The organism is Streptantibioticus cattleyicolor NRRL 8057 = DSM 46488, assembly GCF_000240165.1.
GTDB classification, from domain to species: Bacteria; Actinomycetota; Actinomycetes; order Streptomycetales; family Streptomycetaceae; genus Streptantibioticus; species Streptantibioticus cattleyicolor.
The window spans coordinates 260,994-279,271 of sequence record NC_017586.1 but is presented as its reverse complement, the minus strand read 5'-3'; the positions used below and the strand labels follow the sequence as shown (position 1 = coordinate 279,271).

Below are 18,278 nucleotides of genomic sequence, written 5' to 3'. Positions count from 1 at the left end.
GAAGGGGAAGAGCAGATGCGGATCGGGATCATCGGCGCCGGGAACATCGGCTCCGCCCTGGCCCGGCGCTTCGCCCGGGTGGGGTACGAGGTGCTGCTCAGCAACTCGCGCGGCCCACAGACGCTCACCGGGCTGGTGCAGGAGATCGGCGGCCCGGTCCGCGCGGTCACCGCCGCCGAGGCCGCCGCGTCCGGCGAGGCCGTCGTGGTGAGCATCCCCTACGGCCGCCACCGTGAACTGCCCGCCGAACCGCTGCGCGGCAAGGTGGTCGTCGACACCTGCAACTACTACCCCGAGCGCGACGGCCACGACCCCGACCTCGACGAGGACACCACCACCTCCAGCGAGAAGATCAAGGCCCACACCGAGGCCAACCTCGTCAAGGCGTTCAACACCCTGCCGGCCGCGACACTGCGCGACGGCGGCCGTCCCAAGGGCGACCCCGGACGCCTGGCGATCCCCGTCTCCGGCAGCGACGAGGAGGCCAAGGCGGTGGTGGCCGGCCTCATCCGGGACATCGGCTTCGACGCGGTCGACGCCGGCACCCTCAGCCAGGGCGGGCGCAAGCACCAGCCCGGCACCAAGGTCTACGCCCAGGCGCTCAACGCCGCCGAACTCGACGCCCTGCTGCGTGCCGAATGACCGCGCCGGCGCCGTCCCAGGAGCGGGCTCGGCCGCCGACCGCACGGCCTAAGGGTGTCCCGGCCGGCCCAGCGCCAGCAGCACGGCCGCCGCGCCCGCCGCCGCGGCGAGGTAGCCGCCCAGCAGCCGGATCCGCAGCAGCCGGTACCGTTCGCCGTACTCGCGTTGCAGGGAGCGTGCGCGGTCGGCGATGCGCTCCAGCACCGCCCGGGAGAGTTCCAGCCGGTCGTCGGTGTAGACGCGGACCACCTCTTCGCGCTGGGCGCTGGTGAGCCATGGCAGCCGGTCCGCGAAGACCTCCGCCCCGGCCGCGGCGGAGGCCGCCTCGGCCTGCCACAGCAGATAGCCCTCGACGTCGTTGATCCCCTTGGCACACTCCCGGCGGCGCACCCCCTCGCGGGCGAGGAACCGGCGTACCGCCCCGGCCGGGGCCTCCTCGGGGCCGGACGTGCGTTCCCGGCGGAGCCACCGGCGTGCCGAGGTTCCCTTCGCCCGCCGCTCGGCCGGGGCCCGGGTGGGGCGGGGCAGCGGAGGCGGGGTCACCGCCGCGTCCCCTCGGGGCCGCCCTGGCCGCCGCCCTCGCCCGGGTCCTCACCGGTGACCGCGGGCCGCCCGGCGTGCGCCCCGGCCAGCTTGTCCGGCGCGGCGACGGCCGGGTGGTGCAGGTCGAACGCGGGGGATTCGGAACGGATCCGCGGCAGCGTGAGGAAGTTGTGGCGCGGCGGCGGGCAGGAGGTCGCCCACTCCAGCGACCGGCCGTACCCCCACGGGTCGTCCACCTCGACCATCGGCGCGTACTTCGCGGTCTTCCAGATGTTGTAGAAGAACGGCAGCAGGGAGAGCCCGAGCAGGAACGAACTGATCGTGGAGACCGTGTTCAGCAGGGTGAAACCGTCCGCGGCCAGATAGTCCGGATAACGCCGCGGCATACCGATGACGCCCAGCCAGTGCTGCACCAGGAACGTGCCGTGGAAGCCGACGAAAAGCGTCCAGAACGTCATCTTGCCGAGCCGCTCGTCCAGCATCTTCCCGGTCCACTTGGGCCACCAGAAATGGAACCCGGCGAACATGGCGAACACCACGGTGCCGAACACCACGTAATGGAAGTGGGCCACCACGAAATACGAGTCGGAGACGTGGAAGTCCATCGGCGGCGACGCCAGGATGACACCGGTCAGACCACCGAAGAGAAAGGTCACCAGAAACCCGACGGACCAGAGCATCGGGGTCTCCAGGGTGATCGACCCCTTCCACATCGTGCCGATCCAGTTGAAGAACTTCACCCCCGTGGGCACCGCGATCAGGAACGTCATGAACGAGAAGAACGGCAGCAGCACGCCGCCGGTCACGAACATGTGATGGGCCCACACCGAGACCGAGAGGCCGGCGATGCTGATCGTGGCGCCCACCAGACCGATGTAACCGAAGATCGGCTTGCGGGCGAATACCGGGATCACCTCGGTGACGATGCCGAAGAACGGCAGCGCGATGATGTACACCTCGGGGTGGCCGAAGAACCAGAACAGGTGCTGCCACAGCAGCGGGCCCCCGTTGGCCGGGTCGAAGACGTGGGCGCCGAACTTGCGGTCCGCCTCCAGCGCCAGCAGCGCCCCGGCCAGCACTGGGAAGGCCAGCAGTACCAGCACCGAGGTGAGCAGCACGTTCCACACGAAGATCGGCATCCGGAACATCGTCATGCCCGGCGCCCGCATGCAGATGATGGTGGTGATGAAGTTGACCGCGCCGAGGATCGTGCCGAACCCGGACATGCCCAGCCCCATGATCCACATGTCGCCGCCGATCTGCGGGGTGCGCACCGCGTCGGTCAGCGGGGAGTAGGCGAACCACCCGAAGTCGGCGGCGCCCTGCGGGGTGAGGAAACCGCCGACCGCGATCAACGAGCCGAACAGGTAGAGCCAGTAGGCGAACATGTTCAGCCGGGGAAAGGCGACGTCCGGGGCGCCGATCTGCAACGGCATGATCCAGTTGGTGAAACCGGCGAACAACGGGGTGGCGAACATCAGCAGCATGATCGTGCCGTGCATGGTGAACGCCTGGTTGAACTGCTCGTTGTTCATGATCTGCAAGCCAGGGCGGGCGAGTTCGGCGCGCATGAGCAGAGCCATGATGCCGCCGACACAGAAGAAAGCGAACGATGTCACCAGGTAGAGCGTGCCGATTGTCTTATGGTCGGTGGTGGTGAGCCACCCCACCACTTTCTTGCCGCCGATCGGCCGCGCCACACGGGTCGGCGAAGCCGGCGCGGTGGCCCCCGGGGTGTCGGTCGTACTCACTGCGACTCTCCTCGCGTCTACCGTCACTTGTGGACGTGATCGACACGATGGCATGCAAATGCCCGCTTCGCCCGTCACCCTGGTCCCTCCGCGCGTCATACGGCACACGGCGGAATACGGAACGCGGGTGCGGTAAGCGGGTGAATGGCACAACCGTCACCGGGGGCGGTACGGCACAGCGGAATCGCCCGTAAGAGGGCCGGCCGGGGCGGCGGGGTTGACGTGGTGCGGCGGTGACCGGCGGTCAGCGTCCGGTCAAGCCTTCGTCCTCGTCGTCACGCTCACCCTCGGCCTGGGACGGGGTGGTACGCGGCGGCCCCGGGTCGTCGAGCCGGGCGGAGCGGGAGCGGGGGTCGGCCCCGGTCCACTCGTCGTCCCGTTCGCCCTCGGCCTGGGAAGGGGTGGTGTCGCTCATCGCTTTTCCTCCAGGTGGTGCGCCTGACGATTACCCGTCATATCCGCATCGAAGCCTTCACCGGGGCACCGAACGCAGCAACAGCAGCGCGGTGTCGTCGGTACGGTGCTTGGCCCGCTCGGCGTGGGCGACCAGGGCGTCGGCCACGGTCTCCAGCGGACCGGCGCCGTGCCGGGCGAGCTGGTCGGCGAGGGCCGCCACCGACTCGTCCAGGTCGACCCCGGGCCCCTCGACCAGGCCGTCGGTGTACAGCGCCACCGTGGTCCCGGCCGGCAGCGGCAGCCGGGTCACCGGGTAGCCGGTGTCCGCCACCACGCCCAGCAGCAGCCCGCCGGGGGCGTCCAGCAGCCGTACCTGGCCCCGCGGGTCGCGCACCAGCGGCCGGGGATGGCCCGCCACCGCCAGCGCGGCCCGCCGCCGGTTCAGATCGAGCCGGAGGTAGGCGCAACTCGCCAGCAGCCCGGTGTCCAGATAGGCCATGAGCTGGTTGGTGCGGGCCAGCACCATGTCCGGCGGCGCCCCGGCCTTGGCGAAGGCGTGCACCGAGGTGCGTATCTGCCCCATCAGAGCGGCGGCGCGCACGTTGTGCCCCTGCACGTCACCGATGACGGCACCGGCGTGATGCCGATCGACCCGGATGACGTCGTAGAAGTCACCGCCGATGTCCATCCCTTCGGTGCCGGGCAGATAACGCGCGGCGGTCTCCAGCCCGGGCAGCAGCGGCAGGGCGTGCGGCAGCAGCGACTCCTGGAGCCCGTGCGCCAGCTCCAGCTTGGCGTCGTAGACCCGGGCCCGGTCCAGCGCCTGCGCGATCAGCCCGCCCACCGAGGTGAGCACCGCGCGCTCGTCCACGGTGAACCGGTGCGGCCGGGCGAACGCCAGCACGCAGGTGCCCACCAGCCGTCCGGAGGCGACCAGCGGCAGATACGCCCACGCCGCCATGGTGTCCTGCACCTCGGGGCGGACCGGGTAGACCCGCTCCAGCTCCTCCCGCGACTCGAAGAACGCCGGCACCCCGGAGGTCAGCGCCTGCACCCCGGGGGTCTGCCGGGTCAGCGGCGTGCCGTCGATCCGTTCCACCACGCCCGGCGGATAGCCCCGGTGACCGATGTTGCGCAGCCGCCCGCCCTCGGCCACCAGCAGCGCCACCGCCTGGCCGCCGAAGGCCGGCGCTATCTGGTCGGCGACCAGCCGCACCACGTCCTGCACCCCGACCGCCTCGGTGAGCGCGGTGGCCAGATGCAGGATGTGGTACAGCGCGCCGGCCCGGGTGGGCATGCCGGCGGCCGGCTCCGCCGGGGGAGGGGCGGGGGCCGGTCCCGGCAGATCGCCCTGGGCCGCCTCGGCCGCGGTGATGCGTACCGTCAGCCCGGTGGGGCCCGGGTAGAGCTGGAACGCCAGCCACTGATCCGGCGGCCGGAACGCCACGAACGACGTGGGCTCCCGGCTGACCAGGGCGGCCCGGTAGCGGTCCTCGTACGCCGGGTCCCGCAGCCACGGCAGCACCCGCCAGGGACGGCGGCCCAGCAACTGCTCGGCCGGAACGTCCAGCAGCTTGGCGGCGCACGGCGTGGCGTACACCACCCGGCCGCGCAGATCGAGGGCGCACTTGCCGTCCGGCAGCCGCTCCAGCAACTCCAGCAGCGCCACCTCGGAACCCGGGGGACCGGTCTCGGGCAGCACCACCAGCGGTTCGCCGGCGCGTACCGGTGGCCGGGTACGGGCCAGCAGACCGGCCAGCTCACCGGCGAGCGCCTCCAGCCGCTCCCGTTCCCGCTCGGCCAGGAGCCGGGGGTGGCGGGCCGGCCAGGCCACGAACATCGAACCGTGGGTGACGCCGTCGGCGGTCAGGGGCGTGGCGGCCAGCCGGAAGTCGTACGGCAGCGCCACCGCGACCCGGGGGTAGCGCCGGGCCATCTCCTGCTCGTCGCCCACCCAGATCAGCCGGCCCTCGCGTGCCGCGTCGGCCACCGGCAGCGGGGTCGGCAGACTGATGTGTTCCCAGCCGCTGACGAACTCCGGCGGCAGCCCGTTGATCATCAGCAGTTCCAGCACGGTGCCGCCGGCCGGCAGCACGTAGAGCGCGGAGACGTGCGCGGACAGTTCCCCGGTGCCGTCGCGCAGCGCGTCGGCGAGGGCGTCGAGCGGCGCCGCGGCGGGAGCCGGGGCGCCGAAGAGCGTCCCGGCCAGGCCGGGCGCCGGATCTCGGATGTGCGGGTCGGGCACCGTGACCACCTCACCGTCCGCGACGACAGGCACGCGACCGGGCGGGACGCGCGCCGCCGGGCCCCGGATCCGGCGGCCACCGGGCGGTGGTCCCCGGACGCCGGACGCCCCCGCGGCGGTCCCGTCCGCCCGGCACACGGCCGACCACGCGCACCGCCACGGCGCCCTACCGACGTTACGCCGCACCAGCACCGGATGTCCCCCCGGCGGATCTCCCGGTCCGCCCGGCCCCCGACGCGCCGTGTCCGTCCGGTCACCGTGAGGCCGGCCCGCCGCACGGCGTTCCACCGAGGGCCCCGCGTTCCCCGGGCATCCGCGCAGCCGCGCCACCGGGTCGTCCCGCCGCTCTCCGGGTGTGGCGACGAAGCGGGCGTCGCGGAGCCCGCGGGCCGGCCGGACGCCTCCGCCGGACGATCGCGCGGCGCGGCGGTCGGGTCAGCCGGCCGGTGTGAAGCGGACCGGGGTGCCCGGGGCCGCCTGGGCGGCGGCGGGGAGGTGGCGGCGGGGGACGACGCCAATCACGGGGTAGCCGCCGGTGGTGGGGTGGTCGGCGAGGAAGAGTACCGGGCGGCCGTCGGGGGGTACTTGGATGGCCCCCAACACCATGCCCTCGCTGGGCAGTTCGCCGTCCCGGGAGCGTTCCAGCGCCGGTCCCTCGGTGCGCAGGCCGATGCGGTTGCTCGCCGCCGAGACGCGGTATCCGCCCGCCGCCAGGGTGCGCAGCGCGGCGGCGGCGAACCAGTCGTGGCGTGGACCGAGCAGCACCGGGAGCACCAGTTCCGGAGCCGGACCGGGCTGCGGAACGCAGTCCACCGGCGGCGGAGCGGCGTGACAGGCGCCGAGCGGCAGCACGTCACCGTCGCGCAGCGGGGCCGGGCCCAGTCCGGAGAGCACGTCGGTGGAGCGGCTGCCGAGCACGGGGACGACGTCGATCCCGCCGCCGAAGGCGACATGGCTGCGGACGCCGGCCGTGGCCCGGCCGACCTCCAGCACGGCGCCGGCCGGCACCCGTACCGCGGCGCCCCAGGGGGCCGGGCGGCCGTCGACGGTGACCGGGCAGGGCGCGCCGGTGACCGCCACCACGGCGGCGCGGTGCACCCGCAGCGCGCAGCCGGTGAGCGTCGTCTCCAGCGTCGCGGCGTCCTCCAGGTTGCCGACGAGGCGGTTGGCGAGCCGGTGCGCGGGCCGGTCGAGGGCGCCGGAGTGCGGCACCCCGAGGTGGGCGTGGCCGGGCCGCCCCAGATCCTGCACCGTGGTGAGCAGCCCGGCGCGGACCACGGTGCACGCCGGCCCGCTCACCGCGCCTCCTCGGGGACGAACCGCACCCGGCTGCCCGGCGCCAGCAACGCCGCCGGGTCGCGCCCGGCGTCCCACAGCACCGCGTCCGTACGGCCCAGCAACTGCCAGCCGCCGGGCGAGGAACGGGGGTAGACGCCGGTGTACGGTCCGGCCAGCGCGACCGATCCGGCGGGCACACTGGTGCGCGGGGTCGCCCGGCGTGGCGGGTGGTAGCGCTCCGGGAGCCCGGTGAGGTAGGCGAAGCCCGGCGCGAAGCCGCAGAAGGCCACCCGGAACTCGGTGCCGGAGTGGATCCGTACCGCCTCCTGCCGGGAGCACCCCCACATCCGGGCCACCTCCTCCAGATCGGGGCCGTCGTAGCGCACCGGGATCTCCACCAGCGCGCTCGCCCCCCGGTCCGGCGGCGGGATCGTCCAGGTGGTCAACTCGCCGGCCAGCGCGCGTGGTTCGGCCAGTCCGGAAAGGAGCACGGTGCGGGCGGCCGGCACGATGTCGCGTATCTCGGGGAGCGTCCCCGCGGCGGCGCGGCGCAGCAGTTCGGCGTGGAGCGCTTCGGTCTCCTCGCCGCTGCCGGCCTCGACGAGCAGGGCGTCCTCGCCGACCGGCAGGCACCGCAGCGTCATGCGAACGCCCCCAGCCGCACCCCCGCGGCCTCCAGCGCGGCGCGGACCCGGCGGGCCAGGGCGGCGGCGCCCGGGGTGTCGCCGTGCAGACACAGCGAGCGCGCCGCCACCTCCACCGGCGTGCCGTCGGCGGAGACCACCCGGCGGTCCCGGGCGAGCCCGAGGGCGCGGGCCACCACGAGGTCCGGGTCGTGCACCACGGCACCGGGTTCGCGGCGCGGCACCAGGGTTCCGGCGGCGGTGTACGCGCGGTCGGCGAACGCCTCGGCGACGACCGGGAGTCCGGCCTCCCGCGCCGCAGCGTGCAGCCGTGACCCGGGCAGCCCGAGCACCGGCAGTCCGGGGCCGGCCAGGCGTACCCCCTCGACCACCGCCCTGGCCTGCTCGTCGTCGTGGACGCAGCGGTTGTACAGCGCGCCGTGCGGTTTGACGTACCGCACGGCGCTTCCGGCGGCGCGGGCGAAGACCTGCAACGCGCCGATCTGGTAGGCGACTTCGGCGGCCAGTTCGTCGGGGGGGACGTCCATCGTGCGGCGGCCGAAGCCGGCCAGGTCCCGGTAGGAGACCTGGGCGCCGATGGCCACCCCGTGCGCGGCGGCCCCCTCGCAGACCCGGCGCATCGTCGCCGGGTCGCCGCCGTGGTAGCCGCAGGCGACGTTGGCGCTGGTCACCACGGACAGCAGGGCCTCGTCGTCGGTGAGCCGCCAGCGGCCGAACCCCTCGCCGAGGTCGGCGTTGAGGTCGACGACGGGCGCGGAGACGGTGGTGTCCGGGGCGGTGGTGTCCTCGGCGGCGACGGTGCCGGTCGCAGGGTCGGCCGCGGGCCGGTGGTCCGTGTCGGTCATGTCCGTCCGTCTCCGTTTCCGTTGAGATGCGGGCCGGGTGGCGCCTCACGGTAGGCGATTGTTCAACGATCCGACAAGGGGAGCGTTGTCTCTTTCCGCGATCTGGGATTGACTTCGAGCGGGCCGTGACGGCCGGAGAAGGGGAGACGAGCGCGCATGGTGGTACACGGGGTCGTCCGGGACGGCATCGACCTGACCGCACTCGGGGCGGACCGGGGGCTGCTGGGCCGCACCAGCACCGCGGAGCGGGTGGCGGACATCCTGCGCGACCGGATCGCCGAGGGCGACCTGCCGCCCGGCGTCCGCCTCTCCGAGGAGGCCATCGGGGGCACCCTCGGGGTCTCCCGCAACACCCTGCGGGAGGCGTTCCGCCTGCTCACCCGGGAGCGGCTGCTGGTCCACCGGCTCAACCGCGGCGTCTTCGTCCGCGTGGTGACCGTCGAGGACCTCGCCGACATCTACCGCGTGCGGCAACTGGTCGAATGCGCCGCCGTACGCGGCCTGGGCGCCCCGCCGTACCGGCTCGACGCGGTGGAGGCCGCCGTCACCGCGGGGGAGCGGGCCGCGCGCGAACGGGCCTGGCAGGAGCTGTCGACCGCGAACATCCGGTTCCACCAGGCGCTGGCCGCGCTGGCCGGCAGCCCGCGCACCGACGAGCTGATGCGCGCCGTCCTCGCCGAGCTGCGCCTGGTCTTCCACGTGATGGACGACCCGCGCCGCTTCCACGAGCCCTACCTGGTCCGCAACCGGCACATCCTGGAGGCGCTGGAGGCGGGCGACCCGGCCGAGGCGGAACGGCTGCTCGCGGCGTATCTGGAGGATTCGCTGGCGCAGTTGGCGGGCGCCTACGCGCAGCGCGTGGGGAGCGTCTGAGGCGTTCCGGCGGTCACGCCGCCGGCAGGTGCGGGCGCCGGTCACCGAACGGCGCGGCGGGGCGACAAGGGGTGCGGAAACACAGCAGGCCGGTTCAACCTCTTGTGGAATTGTTGAACAAGCATCTAGCCTCCCCGCATCCCCTCACGTCGGTGAGGTCCTGATCTCCTCACGTCCGTGGGGTCCTGCGCACGGAAGGCGGACCCATGATCGTTCTGCTCGGCGTCCTGGTGGTGATCCTCGGGTTCGCCGCCAAACGCCATCCCCTCCTGGTGGTCGGCGTGGCCGGTGTGGTCACCGCGCTGCTCGGCGGCCTGTCGCCGCGCGCGGTGCTCGCCGCCTTCGGCGACGGCTTCGCCTCCAGCCGGTCGGTGACCATCTTCGTGATCACCCTCCCCGTCATCGGCCTGCTGGAACGCGGCGGCCTCCAGGAGCAGGCCCGCACCCTGATCGGCCGGCTCGGCAAGCTGACCACCGGCCGGTTCCTCGCCCTGTACCTGCTGCTGCGCCAGCTGACCGCCGCCGTCGGCCTGACCAACATCGGCGGCCCCGCGCAGAGCGTCCGCCCCATGGTGGCGCCGATGGCCGAGGCCGCCGCCGAACGACGCCACGGACCGCTGCCGGAACGGATCGTCGAACGCATCCGCTCCTACAGCTCCAGCGCCGACACCGTCGGGGTCTTCTTCGGCGAGGACTGCTTCCTCGCGGTCGGCTCCATCCTGCTCATCACCGGGTTCGTCAACACCACCTACCACACGCATCTGGAGCCGATGCAGCTCGCGTTGTGGGCCGCGCCGACCGCCGTGTGCGCCTTCCTCATCCACGGCGCCCGGCTGCTGCGGCTCGACCGCACCCTCGAACGCCAGCTGGCCGCCGCCTCCGCGACGCAGACCACCGCGGCCCGCCGCACCACCCCGGAGGAGGCCAAGTGATCAAGGTCGAGTGGTTCTACTGGCTCGTCGGAGCCGTCTTCGTCGCCATGGCCGTCCAGATGGCCTTCGACCGCACCAACCCCAAGCGCTTCGGCTCCGCCGGCTTCTGGGGGCTGCTCGGCCTGTCGTTCTGCTACGGCACCTGGGTGGTGAAGAAGTCCGCCCCGGCCGAACCGCTCGGCGCCGCCGTCCTGGTCATGATCTGCCTGGCCGGGTTCGGACTCACCGGGCGCGGCACCCCCCGTACCACCACCCCCGAGCAGCGCACCGCCTCCGCGGCCCGGCTCGGCAACCGGCTCTTCGTCCCGGCGCTGACCATCCCGGTCGTCGCCGTGCTGTGCGCCTCGCTGGTCAAGCACTGGAGCATCGGCGGCAGCCACCTGCTGGAACCGGGCAGCGAGACCATCCTCGGCCTCGGCTTCGGCGCGGTGGCCGCCCTCGTCGTCGGCATGGTGGTGGTACGCGAACGCAACCCCGCCGTCCCCCTGCACGCCGGACGCGGACTGCTGGAGTCCATGGGGTGGGCGCTGCTGCTGCCGCAGCTCCTCGCGGTCCTCGGCTCGATCTTCCAGGTGGCCGGCGTCGGCACCCAGGTCGGCAAGATCACCGAGGGGGTCCTCCCGCACGGCCAGCGGTTCGTCGCGGTCGTCGTCTACTGCGTCGGCATGGCCGTCTTCACCATCGTCATGGGCAACGCCTTCGCCGCCTTCCCGGTGATGACCGCCGCCATCGGCTGGCCCGTCCTCATCCAGCAGATGCACGGCAACGTCCCCGTCGTCCTCGCCGTCGGCATGCTGGCCGGCTTCTGCGGCACCCTGGTCACCCCCATGGCGGCCAACTTCAACCTGGTGCCCGCCGCCCTGCTGGAGCTGAAGGACCAGTACGGGCCGATCAAGGCCCAGATTCCCACCGCCGGGGCGCTGCTGGTGTGCAACATCGCCATCATCGCGCTCTTCGCCTTCTAGAAGGGGACCCCATGACCCGCGTCCTTCTCACCGGCTTCGAACCCTTCGGCGGCGAGAGCGTCAACCCCTCCTGGCAGGCCGTCTCCGCGGTCGCCGCCGACCCGCCGGCCGGGCTGGAGACCACCGCCGTGCGGCTGCCCTGCGTCTTCGGCACCGCCCTGGACGAGTTGCGCGCCGCCGTCGCCCGTACCGACCCCGACCTGGTGATCTGCGTCGGCCAGGCGGGCGGTCGCAGCGCGGTCACCGTCGAACGCGTCGCGGTCAACATCGACGACGCGCGCATACCCGACAACGCCGGAGGCCGGCCGATCGACGAACCGGTCGTCCCCGGCGGCCCCGCCGCCTACTTCGCCCCGCTCCCGGTCAAGGCGTGCGTCGCCGCGATACGTGCCGAAGGCATCCCGGCCGCCGTCTCCCAGACCGCCGGTACGTACCTGTGCAACCACGTCTTCTACGGGCTGGCCCATCTGATCGCCACCGAACGGCCCACGCTGCGCGGCGGGTTCGTCCACGTCCCCTACGCGCCCGAGCAGGTCGTCGACCGCGCGGAGCCGTCGATGCCGGTGCCGACGGTGGCGCGGGCGCTGCGCGCCCTGCTGCCGGCCGCCGTCCACACCCGCACCGACCTGCGCGTCGCGGAAGGAGCCACCCATTGACCCCGGACCAGCCGCGATCCGCTGAACTCGCCCGCCGCGCGGCCGACTTCGCCCGGCTCGCCGCCGCCAACGTCACCCGCCCCTACCCCTACGCCCCGGCCCACCTGCTCACCGGCCCCGACGACCTGCTCCCGCCGAGCCACCACCACCCCGCCTTCTGCGGCTCCTACGACTGGCACTCCTCGGTGCACATGCACTGGCTGCTGGTCCGGCTGCTACGCCGCTACCACGACCACGTCGAGACCGCACCGGCCACCGCCGTGCTCGACCGGCACCTCACCGCCGACCGGCTCGCCACCGAAGCCGCGTACCTGCGCGCCAACCCGTCGTTCGAGCGCCCCTACGGCTGGGCCTGGCTGCTGGCGCTCACCGCCGAGTGCCGACGGCTCGGCCCGGCCGGGGAACGCTGGGCCGACGCGCTGGAACCGGCCGCCGACACCGTCGCGGAACTGCTGTGCGGCTGGCTGGCCAAGGCCGCCTACCCGGTCCGGCACGGCACCCACACCAACAGCGCCTTCGCCCTCGGCCTGGTCCTCGACAGCGCCCCGGTGCTCGACCGCCCACGGCTGGCCGCCACCGTGACCGACACCGTCCTGCGCTGGTTCGCCGACGACCACGACGCCCCCGCGCACTGGGAACCCTCCGGCCAGGACTTCCTGTCGCCCGCGCTCACCGAGGCCGACACGGTGCGCCGGGTGCTGCCCTCCGGCGACCTCGCGCGCTGGCTGTCCCGCTTCCTGCCCGCGCTCGCCCCCGGCACCCCGTCGTCCCTGCTCACCCCGCCCACCGTCACCGACCCCGCCGACCCGCAGATCGGCCATCTGGTCGGCCTCTCCCTCAGCCGGGCCGCCGCGCTGCGCTCCCTCGCCGCCGCGCTCCCGCCCGGTGACCCCCGCACCGCCGTCCTCGCCGACGCGGCCACCGCCCACCTGTCCGCCGCCCTGCCGCACACCGCCACCGGTGACTTCACCGGCGACCACTGGCTGGCCACGTTCGCGGTCCTCGCCCTGGAAGCGGCGGTTTGAGCAGCGCCCGCAGGTCGACGACGCGGTAGCCACGGGCCCGTACCGTGTCGATGATCAGCGGCAACGCGGGCGCGTCCAGCCCCGGGCCGCCGTCGCCTGCCCCGACGTGCATCTGGACGATCTCCCCCGGGCCGAGCGCGTCGAGGGCCCGCGAGACCGCCTTGGCGACCGTCATCCCGCCGCGCTCCCCGAGGTAGCCGTTGGTGTCGGCGGAGTACTCCACGTCCGCGAAGCCCAACGCGTTGACGTCCGCGAGCCGTTCGGGCGGCACGGAGCTGTACGGGAAGCGGAAGAACGGCAGCGGCACCGCACCGGTCGCCCGGCGGATCGCCCGGTCCGCCCGCCGCACCTCCCGGCACGCCTCCTGACGGGTCAGCCCGGCGAAATCGGGGTGACGGTACGAATGGCTGGCTACGCCGTGCTCGGCGGCGATCGCCCGTGCCGCCGCCGGGTGGCGTTCGGCGAACCGTCCGGTCATGAAGAACGTGGCCGGTGCCTTGTGCCGCCGCAGCACCCCGAGCACCTCGGGCACCCCGCTGTCGTCCCACGCCGCGTTGAACGTCAGCGCCACCACGCGCTCGGAGGTGGCGATCCTGCGGTTGACCGCGCCCGACATCCCCGTAGGCGCCGCCGGTTGGGCCACCGGCCGCCGACAGTCGTCCGGGACGGCCGTCGCCCGTACCGGGGCCGGCGTCACCGTCAGGGCCAGGAGCGCGAGGAGCACGGGCAGCCGGCGGGCGCGTCGCCCCGGCCCCGGCACACGGAGGGGTTCCATGGGGAGCCAACGTATCCGCGGTCCGGATCCGGGCGCCGGGCGCGCGCCGGGTGACCGGGGTGGCGTCCGCCGATCGGCGGTGCGCCCCACGGCTTCGTTCCCGATGTGTCAAGAGTCCGCCAAGGAGTTGCGTCGACGCGCAAGTGTCGGGCTACACTCGTGGAGGTTTGAAGAGGCACCTCGTTCGGTGAGGCGTCTGCACGGACACAGGCCACTGACCCCACGACGTCGAGAGACGCCCAGGGTCAGGACAGGTCTCCCCGGCCTAAGGGGTGACCCCAAGTGGCTTCCCCGGTACGGGGATCACGCCGTGGAGTGCCAAAGCTCTGACGAGTTGGGGTGAGCCGGCCGCGTTGATGCGGGACCGGCCGCTCCTTGCCGAGTCGATGACGACGCGCACGGTCGCGTCCCGGCCGGAAGGAGGCGACAGACATGGATTGCAGTAGCAGTCCGGGCCATCATCGGCCCCATCCCCGCTTGTCCTCGCATTCTTCCGGCACGCGGTAACCATCCTCCCTGCGCGGCCCCTCGCCGGCCCCGCGACCCCTGTGTGCGCACCCGCACGGCCCTTGTGCCGCCGCGGGCCGCCGTCCTGCGCCTCCGCGCAGGGGGGATGGCTGCTGCGTGCCCCCTGTCCGCCCCCTCCCGGGGGTACGGGAGGTACGCCATGACCCACACCACCACGGCCACCCCGGTGGAAACCCCCCGCGCCACGGCGGTACTCGACGACGCGCACGTCGGCGACATCCGCGGAGCACTGGGCACCATCCGCCTCGACGACACCGCACCGCGCACCGGCCTGACCGCGAAACTCAAGACGCTGCTGGCGATCGTCGGCCCCGGACTGATCGTGATGGTCGGCGACAACGACGCCGGCGCGTTCGCCACCTACGGCCAGGCCGGCCAGAACTACGGCACCCACCTGCTGTGGACACTGCTGCTGCTGATCCCCGTGCTCTACGTCAACCAGGAGATGGTCCTGCGCCTCGGCGCGGTCACCGGCGTCGGCCACGCCCGGCTGATCCTGGAACGCTTCGGGAAGTTCTGGGGCGCCTTCAGCGTCATCGACCTGTTCCTGCTCAACGCCCTGACCCTGGTGACCGAGTTCATCGGGATCACCCTGGCCGCCGGATACCTCGGGCTGCCCAAGGTGGCCGCGGTGGTCCTGGCCGCCGCCATCATCATCGCCTCGGCCTTCACCGGCTCCTTCCAGCGTTTCGAGCGGGTGGCCATCGCACTGTGCGCGGCCTCGCTGCTGCTGGTGCCGATCTACTTCATGGCCCACCCGGCCACCTCCACGATGGTCCACGACTTCGTGGTCCCCGGCATGCCGGGCGGCTCCGGCCAGCTGGCCACGGTGATGCTGCTGATCATCGGCATCGTGGGCACCACGGTGGCACCCTGGCAGCTGTTCTTCCAGCAGTCCTACGTCATCGACAAGCGCATCACACCGCGCTTCATGAAGTACGAGAAGGCCGACCTGTGGATCGGCATCGCCGTGGTGGTGATCGGCGCCGCGGCCATGATGGGCTTCACCGCCGCCACCTTCGCCGGCACCGGCGGCCAGGGCCACTTCACCGACGCCGCCGGCATCGCCCACGGACTGGCCGCCCACGCCGGCAAACTGGCCGGAGTCCTCTTCGCCATCGCACTGCTGGACGCCTCCATCATCGGCGCCTTCGCCGTCTCCCTGTCCACCGCCTACGCCATCGGAGACGTCCTGGGCCTGAAGCACTCCTTGCACCGCGGTGTCGGCGGCGCCAAGGGCTTCTACACCGTCTACGCCGCACTCGTGGCCGCCGCCGCCACGATCGTGCTGATCCCCGGCTCCCCGCTCGGCCTGCTCACCGAAGGCGTCCAGACCCTCGCCGGCGTCCTGCTGCCGTCCGCCTCGGTCTTCCTGCTCCTGCTCTGCAACGACAAAGCGGTCCTGGGCCCGTGGGCCAACGGCCCGAAGACCAACGCCTTCACCTCCGCGGTCGTCGGCGTCCTGGTCACCTTGTCGGTCATCCTCACCGCCGCCGTCCTCTTCCCCGACATCTCCGCGAACACCATCCTCGACATCATGGCCGCCTGCGGAATCGCCGGCGTGGTCGCCATCGGCTACGCGGAGGCCCGGCGCCGTCGGCGCGGCTGGACGCTGGCGTCCCGTCCGGTCGACCGCACCGGCCGGGAAGGCTGGCGGATGCCGCCGCTGGAGACGCTGCCCAAGCCGGTCATGTCCACCGCCCGCAAGATCGGCATGGGTGCCCTGCGGACCTACCTGCTCATAGCGATGGTCCTGGTGATCGTCAGGATCGTCGAGGTCGCCCTGGGGCGGTGAGACGGCCCGGACACGGCGAGGGGCCACCCCGGACGGCATCCGGGGTGGCCCCTCGCCGTTCCGTGGTCAGGCGTCGGTGGTGGGCCGGAAGCGGCGCAGGCGCAGGCTGTTGCCGACGACGAACAGGGAGGACAGGGCCATCGCGGCACCGGCGATCATCGGGTTGAGGAGTCCGGCGGCGGCCAGCGGGAGCGCGGCGACGTTGTAGCCGAAGGCCCAGAAGAGGTTGGTCCGGATGGTGCCGAGCGTGCGGCGGGCGAGGCGGATGGCGTCGGCCGCCACTCGCAGGTCACCGCGGACGAGGGTGAGGTCGCCGGCCTCGATGGCGGCGTCGGTGCCGGTGCCCATGGCCAGCCCCAGATCGGCCTGGGCCAGCGCGGCGGCGTCGTTGACCCCGTCGCCGACCATGGCCACGCTGCGCCCCTCGCCCTGCAGGCGGCGCACGACGGCCACCTTGTCCTCGGGGAGGACCTCGGCGATGACGTGTTCGGGCGCGATGCCGGCCTGGCGGGCGACGGCTTCGGCGACCGTGCGGTTGTCACCGGTGAGCAGGATCGGGGTCAGCCCCAGCGCCCGCAGCCGGGTGACGGCCTCGGCGCTGGTGGGCTTGATCGCGTCGGCGACCTCCAGGACGGCGCGGGCCTTGCCGTCCCAGGCGACGGTGACGGCGGTGCGTCCGGCCGCCTCGGCGTCGGCCCTGGCCCGCTTGAGGTGGCCGGGGAGCGGCAGCGACCAGTCGAGCAGGAGGCGTTCGCGGCCGACGAGGACGGCGTGGCCGTCGACGACGCCCTGGACGCCGAGGCCGGGGACGTTGGTGAAGTCCTGCGGGGCCGGCAGGGTGCCGACGCGGTCGGCGGCGCCCTGGGCGACGGCCTGGGCGATGGGGTGTTCCGAGGCGTTCTCCAGGGCCCCGGCCAGCCGCAGGACCTCGGCCTCGGTGGTGTCGTCGGTGGTGTGGACGGCCAGCAGCGCCATCCGCCCGGTGGTGACGGTGCCGGTCTTGTCCAGCACGACGGTGTCGACGCGGCGGGTGGTCTCCAGCACCTCGGGGCCCTTGATGAGGATGCCGAGCTGCGCGCCGCGTCCGGTGCCGACGAGCAGCGCGGTGGGGGTGGCCAGGCCCAGGGCGCACGGGCAGGCGATGATCAGCACGGCGACCGCCGCGGTGAACGCGGCCGTGGTGTCGGCCCCCGAGACCAGCCAGAAGACGAGGGTGCCCAGCGACAGCGCGATGACGACCGGGACGAAGACCGCGGAGATGCGGTCGGCCAGGCGCTGCGCGGCGGCCTTGCCGCTCTGGGCGTCCTCGACCAGCCGGGCCATCCGGGCCAGCTGGGTGTCGGCGCCGACCCGGGTCGCCCGCACCAGCAGCCTGCCGTGCAGGTTGACGGTGGCCCCGGTGACCGCGTCGCCCGGCCCGGCCTCGACGGGGACGGACTCACCGGTGAGCATCGAGGCGTCCACGCTGGAGGAGCCTTCCTCGACCGTCCCGTCGGTGGCGATCTTCTCACCCGGCCGCACCACGAAGACGTCCCCGACCGCCAACTGCTCCACCGGCAGGCGCAGTTCGCGGCCGTCGCGCAGCACGGTGACGTCCTTGGCGCCCAGATGCAGCAGCGCGCGCAGCGCCGCCGAGGCCCGGCGCTTGGAACGGGCCTCGAAGTACCGCCCGGCCAGGATGAACACCGTCACCCCGGCGGCGACCTCCAGGTAGATGCTGCCGGCGCCGTCGGTGCGGGAGATGGTCAGCTCGAACGGGTGCCGCATCCCCGGCATCCCCGCCGTCCCGAAGAACAACGCGTACAGCGACCAGGCGAACGCCGCCAGCGTCCCCACCGACACCAGCGTGTCCATGGTCGCCGCGCCGTGCCGGACGTTCTTCGCCGCCGCGCGGTGGAACGGCCACGCCCCGTAGCCGACCACGGGGGCCGCCAGCGTCAGCGACAGCCACTGCCAGTAGGTGAACTGCAACGCCGGGACCATGGCCAGCACGATCACCGGTACCGCCAGCACCGTCGAGGTGACCAGCCGCTGCCGCAGTGAAGTCAGCCGCCGCTCCTCCTCACCCGCGCCCGGCTCGTCCGGCCGCTCGCCGTCCGCCCCGGGAACGGGCGCGGTGGGCGCCGGGGCGGGCAGCGCGGCGGTGTAGCCGGTGCGCTCCACGGTGGCGATCAGCTCGTCGACCGCCACCTCCGGCGGGAAGGACACCCGTGCCTTCTCGGTGGCGTAGTTGACGGTCGCCGCCACGCCCTCCATCCGGTTCAGCTTCTTCTCGATCCGGGCCGCGCACGACGCGCAGGTCATGCCCCCGATGGCGAGTTCCACCTCGGACAGGCTCGGTGCCGCGGTACTCATCGACTGCTCCCTTGGCTGTGGACTGGGTCG

Annotated in this window: 16 protein-coding genes and 1 riboswitch; of the genes, 7 read left to right on the top strand and 9 right to left on the bottom strand. The window is 73.3% G+C overall.

Annotated features, from left to right (window positions below):
• Positions 1-15 precede the first annotated feature (15 nt).
• A complete protein-coding gene (locus SCATT_RS01010) occupies positions 16-642 on the top strand; it encodes an NADPH-dependent F420 reductase (protein WP_014140995.1) in 627 nt (208 codons plus the stop codon).
• A gap of 48 nt (positions 643-690) precedes the next feature.
• Here SCATT_RS01010 and SCATT_RS01005 read toward each other — a convergent pair whose 3' ends face one another.
• The 7 genes from SCATT_RS01005 to SCATT_RS00980 all read right to left on the bottom strand — a co-directional run bounded on the left by SCATT_RS01005 (position 691) and on the right by SCATT_RS00980 (position 8,344).
• On the bottom strand, positions 691-1,185 hold the full coding sequence (locus SCATT_RS01005) for a hypothetical protein (RefSeq protein ID WP_014140994.1): 495 nt from the start codon (positions 1,183-1,185) through the stop codon (positions 691-693).
• Positions 1,182-2,936 carry an aa3-type cytochrome oxidase subunit I gene (gene ctaD, locus SCATT_RS01000; RefSeq protein ID WP_014140993.1) on the bottom strand — a complete coding sequence of 585 codons (1,755 nt, stop codon included), beginning with the start codon at positions 2,934-2,936 and terminating at the stop codon, positions 1,182-1,184. The genes SCATT_RS01005 and ctaD overlap by 4 nt, the downstream gene beginning before the upstream one ends.
• Positions 2,937-3,180: 244 nt before the next feature.
• Positions 3,181-3,351: a hypothetical protein gene (locus SCATT_RS38855; RefSeq protein WP_014140992.1), complete on the bottom strand. Its 171-nt coding sequence runs from the start codon at positions 3,349-3,351 to the stop codon at positions 3,181-3,183.
• Positions 3,352-3,408: 57 nt separating this feature from the next.
• A complete protein-coding gene (locus SCATT_RS00995; protein ID WP_014627260.1) occupies positions 3,409-5,610 on the bottom strand; it encodes a SpoIIE family protein phosphatase in 2,202 nt (733 codons plus the stop codon).
• A 402-nt stretch (positions 5,611-6,012) separates the two neighbouring features.
• Positions 6,013-6,876: a 5-oxoprolinase subunit C family protein gene (locus SCATT_RS00990; RefSeq protein WP_014140990.1), complete on the bottom strand. Its 864-nt coding sequence runs from the start codon at positions 6,874-6,876 to the stop codon at positions 6,013-6,015.
• Entirely contained in the window at positions 6,873-7,499 is a 627-nt protein-coding gene (pxpB, locus tag SCATT_RS00985; RefSeq protein WP_014140989.1) for a 5-oxoprolinase subunit PxpB, read from the bottom strand. Before pxpB ends, SCATT_RS00990 begins: the two co-directional genes overlap by 4 nt.
• Positions 7,496-8,344 carry a LamB/YcsF family protein gene (locus SCATT_RS00980; RefSeq protein ID WP_014140988.1) on the bottom strand — a complete coding sequence of 283 codons (849 nt, stop codon included), beginning with the start codon at positions 8,342-8,344 and terminating at the stop codon, positions 7,496-7,498. The genes pxpB and SCATT_RS00980 overlap by 4 nt, the downstream gene beginning before the upstream one ends.
• 156 nt (positions 8,345-8,500) lie before the next feature.
• On the opposite strand from SCATT_RS00980, the gene SCATT_RS00975 reads away from it, so the two are divergent.
• The 5 genes from SCATT_RS00975 to SCATT_RS00955 all read left to right on the top strand — a co-directional run bounded on the left by SCATT_RS00975 (position 8,501) and on the right by SCATT_RS00955 (position 12,795).
• On the top strand, positions 8,501-9,217 hold the full coding sequence (locus SCATT_RS00975; protein ID WP_014140987.1) for a GntR family transcriptional regulator: 717 nt from the start codon (positions 8,501-8,503) through the stop codon (positions 9,215-9,217).
• A 206-nt stretch (positions 9,218-9,423) separates the two neighbouring features.
• Entirely contained in the window at positions 9,424-10,149 is a 726-nt protein-coding gene (locus tag SCATT_RS00970) for a DUF969 domain-containing protein (RefSeq protein ID WP_014140986.1), read from the top strand.
• A complete protein-coding gene (locus tag SCATT_RS00965; protein ID WP_014140985.1) occupies positions 10,146-11,114 on the top strand; it encodes a DUF979 domain-containing protein in 969 nt (322 codons plus the stop codon). Before SCATT_RS00970 ends, SCATT_RS00965 begins: the two co-directional genes overlap by 4 nt.
• Before the next feature lie 11 nt (positions 11,115-11,125).
• On the top strand, positions 11,126-11,770 hold the full coding sequence (pcp, locus tag SCATT_RS00960) for a pyroglutamyl-peptidase I (RefSeq protein ID WP_014140984.1): 645 nt from the start codon (positions 11,126-11,128) through the stop codon (positions 11,768-11,770).
• Positions 11,767-12,795 (top strand): DUF2891 domain-containing protein, encoded by a 1,029-nt coding sequence (locus tag SCATT_RS00955; protein ID WP_014140983.1) that lies wholly within the window; start codon positions 11,767-11,769, stop codon positions 12,793-12,795. Before pcp ends, SCATT_RS00955 begins: the two co-directional genes overlap by 4 nt.
• On the opposite strand, the gene SCATT_RS00950 is transcribed toward SCATT_RS00955, so the two are convergent.
• On the bottom strand, positions 12,737-13,570 hold the full coding sequence (locus SCATT_RS00950) for a polysaccharide deacetylase family protein (RefSeq protein ID WP_050990274.1): 834 nt from the start codon (positions 13,568-13,570) through the stop codon (positions 12,737-12,739). The two genes, SCATT_RS00955 and SCATT_RS00950, sit on opposite strands and share 59 nt — an antisense overlap.
• 172 nt (positions 13,571-13,742) lie before the next feature.
• Positions 13,743-13,916, top strand: a riboswitch (M-box (ykoK) riboswitch).
• A 321-nt stretch (positions 13,917-14,237) separates the two neighbouring features.
• On the opposite strand from SCATT_RS00950, the gene SCATT_RS00945 reads away from it, so the two are divergent.
• Positions 14,238-15,893 carry an NRAMP family divalent metal transporter gene (locus SCATT_RS00945; protein ID WP_014140981.1) on the top strand — a complete coding sequence of 552 codons (1,656 nt, stop codon included), beginning with the start codon at positions 14,238-14,240 and terminating at the stop codon, positions 15,891-15,893.
• Between the two features lie 66 nt (positions 15,894-15,959).
• Here SCATT_RS00945 and SCATT_RS00940 read toward each other — a convergent pair whose 3' ends face one another.
• Complete coding sequence (locus tag SCATT_RS00940; protein ID WP_014140980.1) at positions 15,960-18,248, bottom strand: heavy metal translocating P-type ATPase; 2,289 nt, start codon at positions 18,246-18,248, stop codon at positions 15,960-15,962.
• Positions 18,249-18,278: the final 30 nt, after the last annotated feature.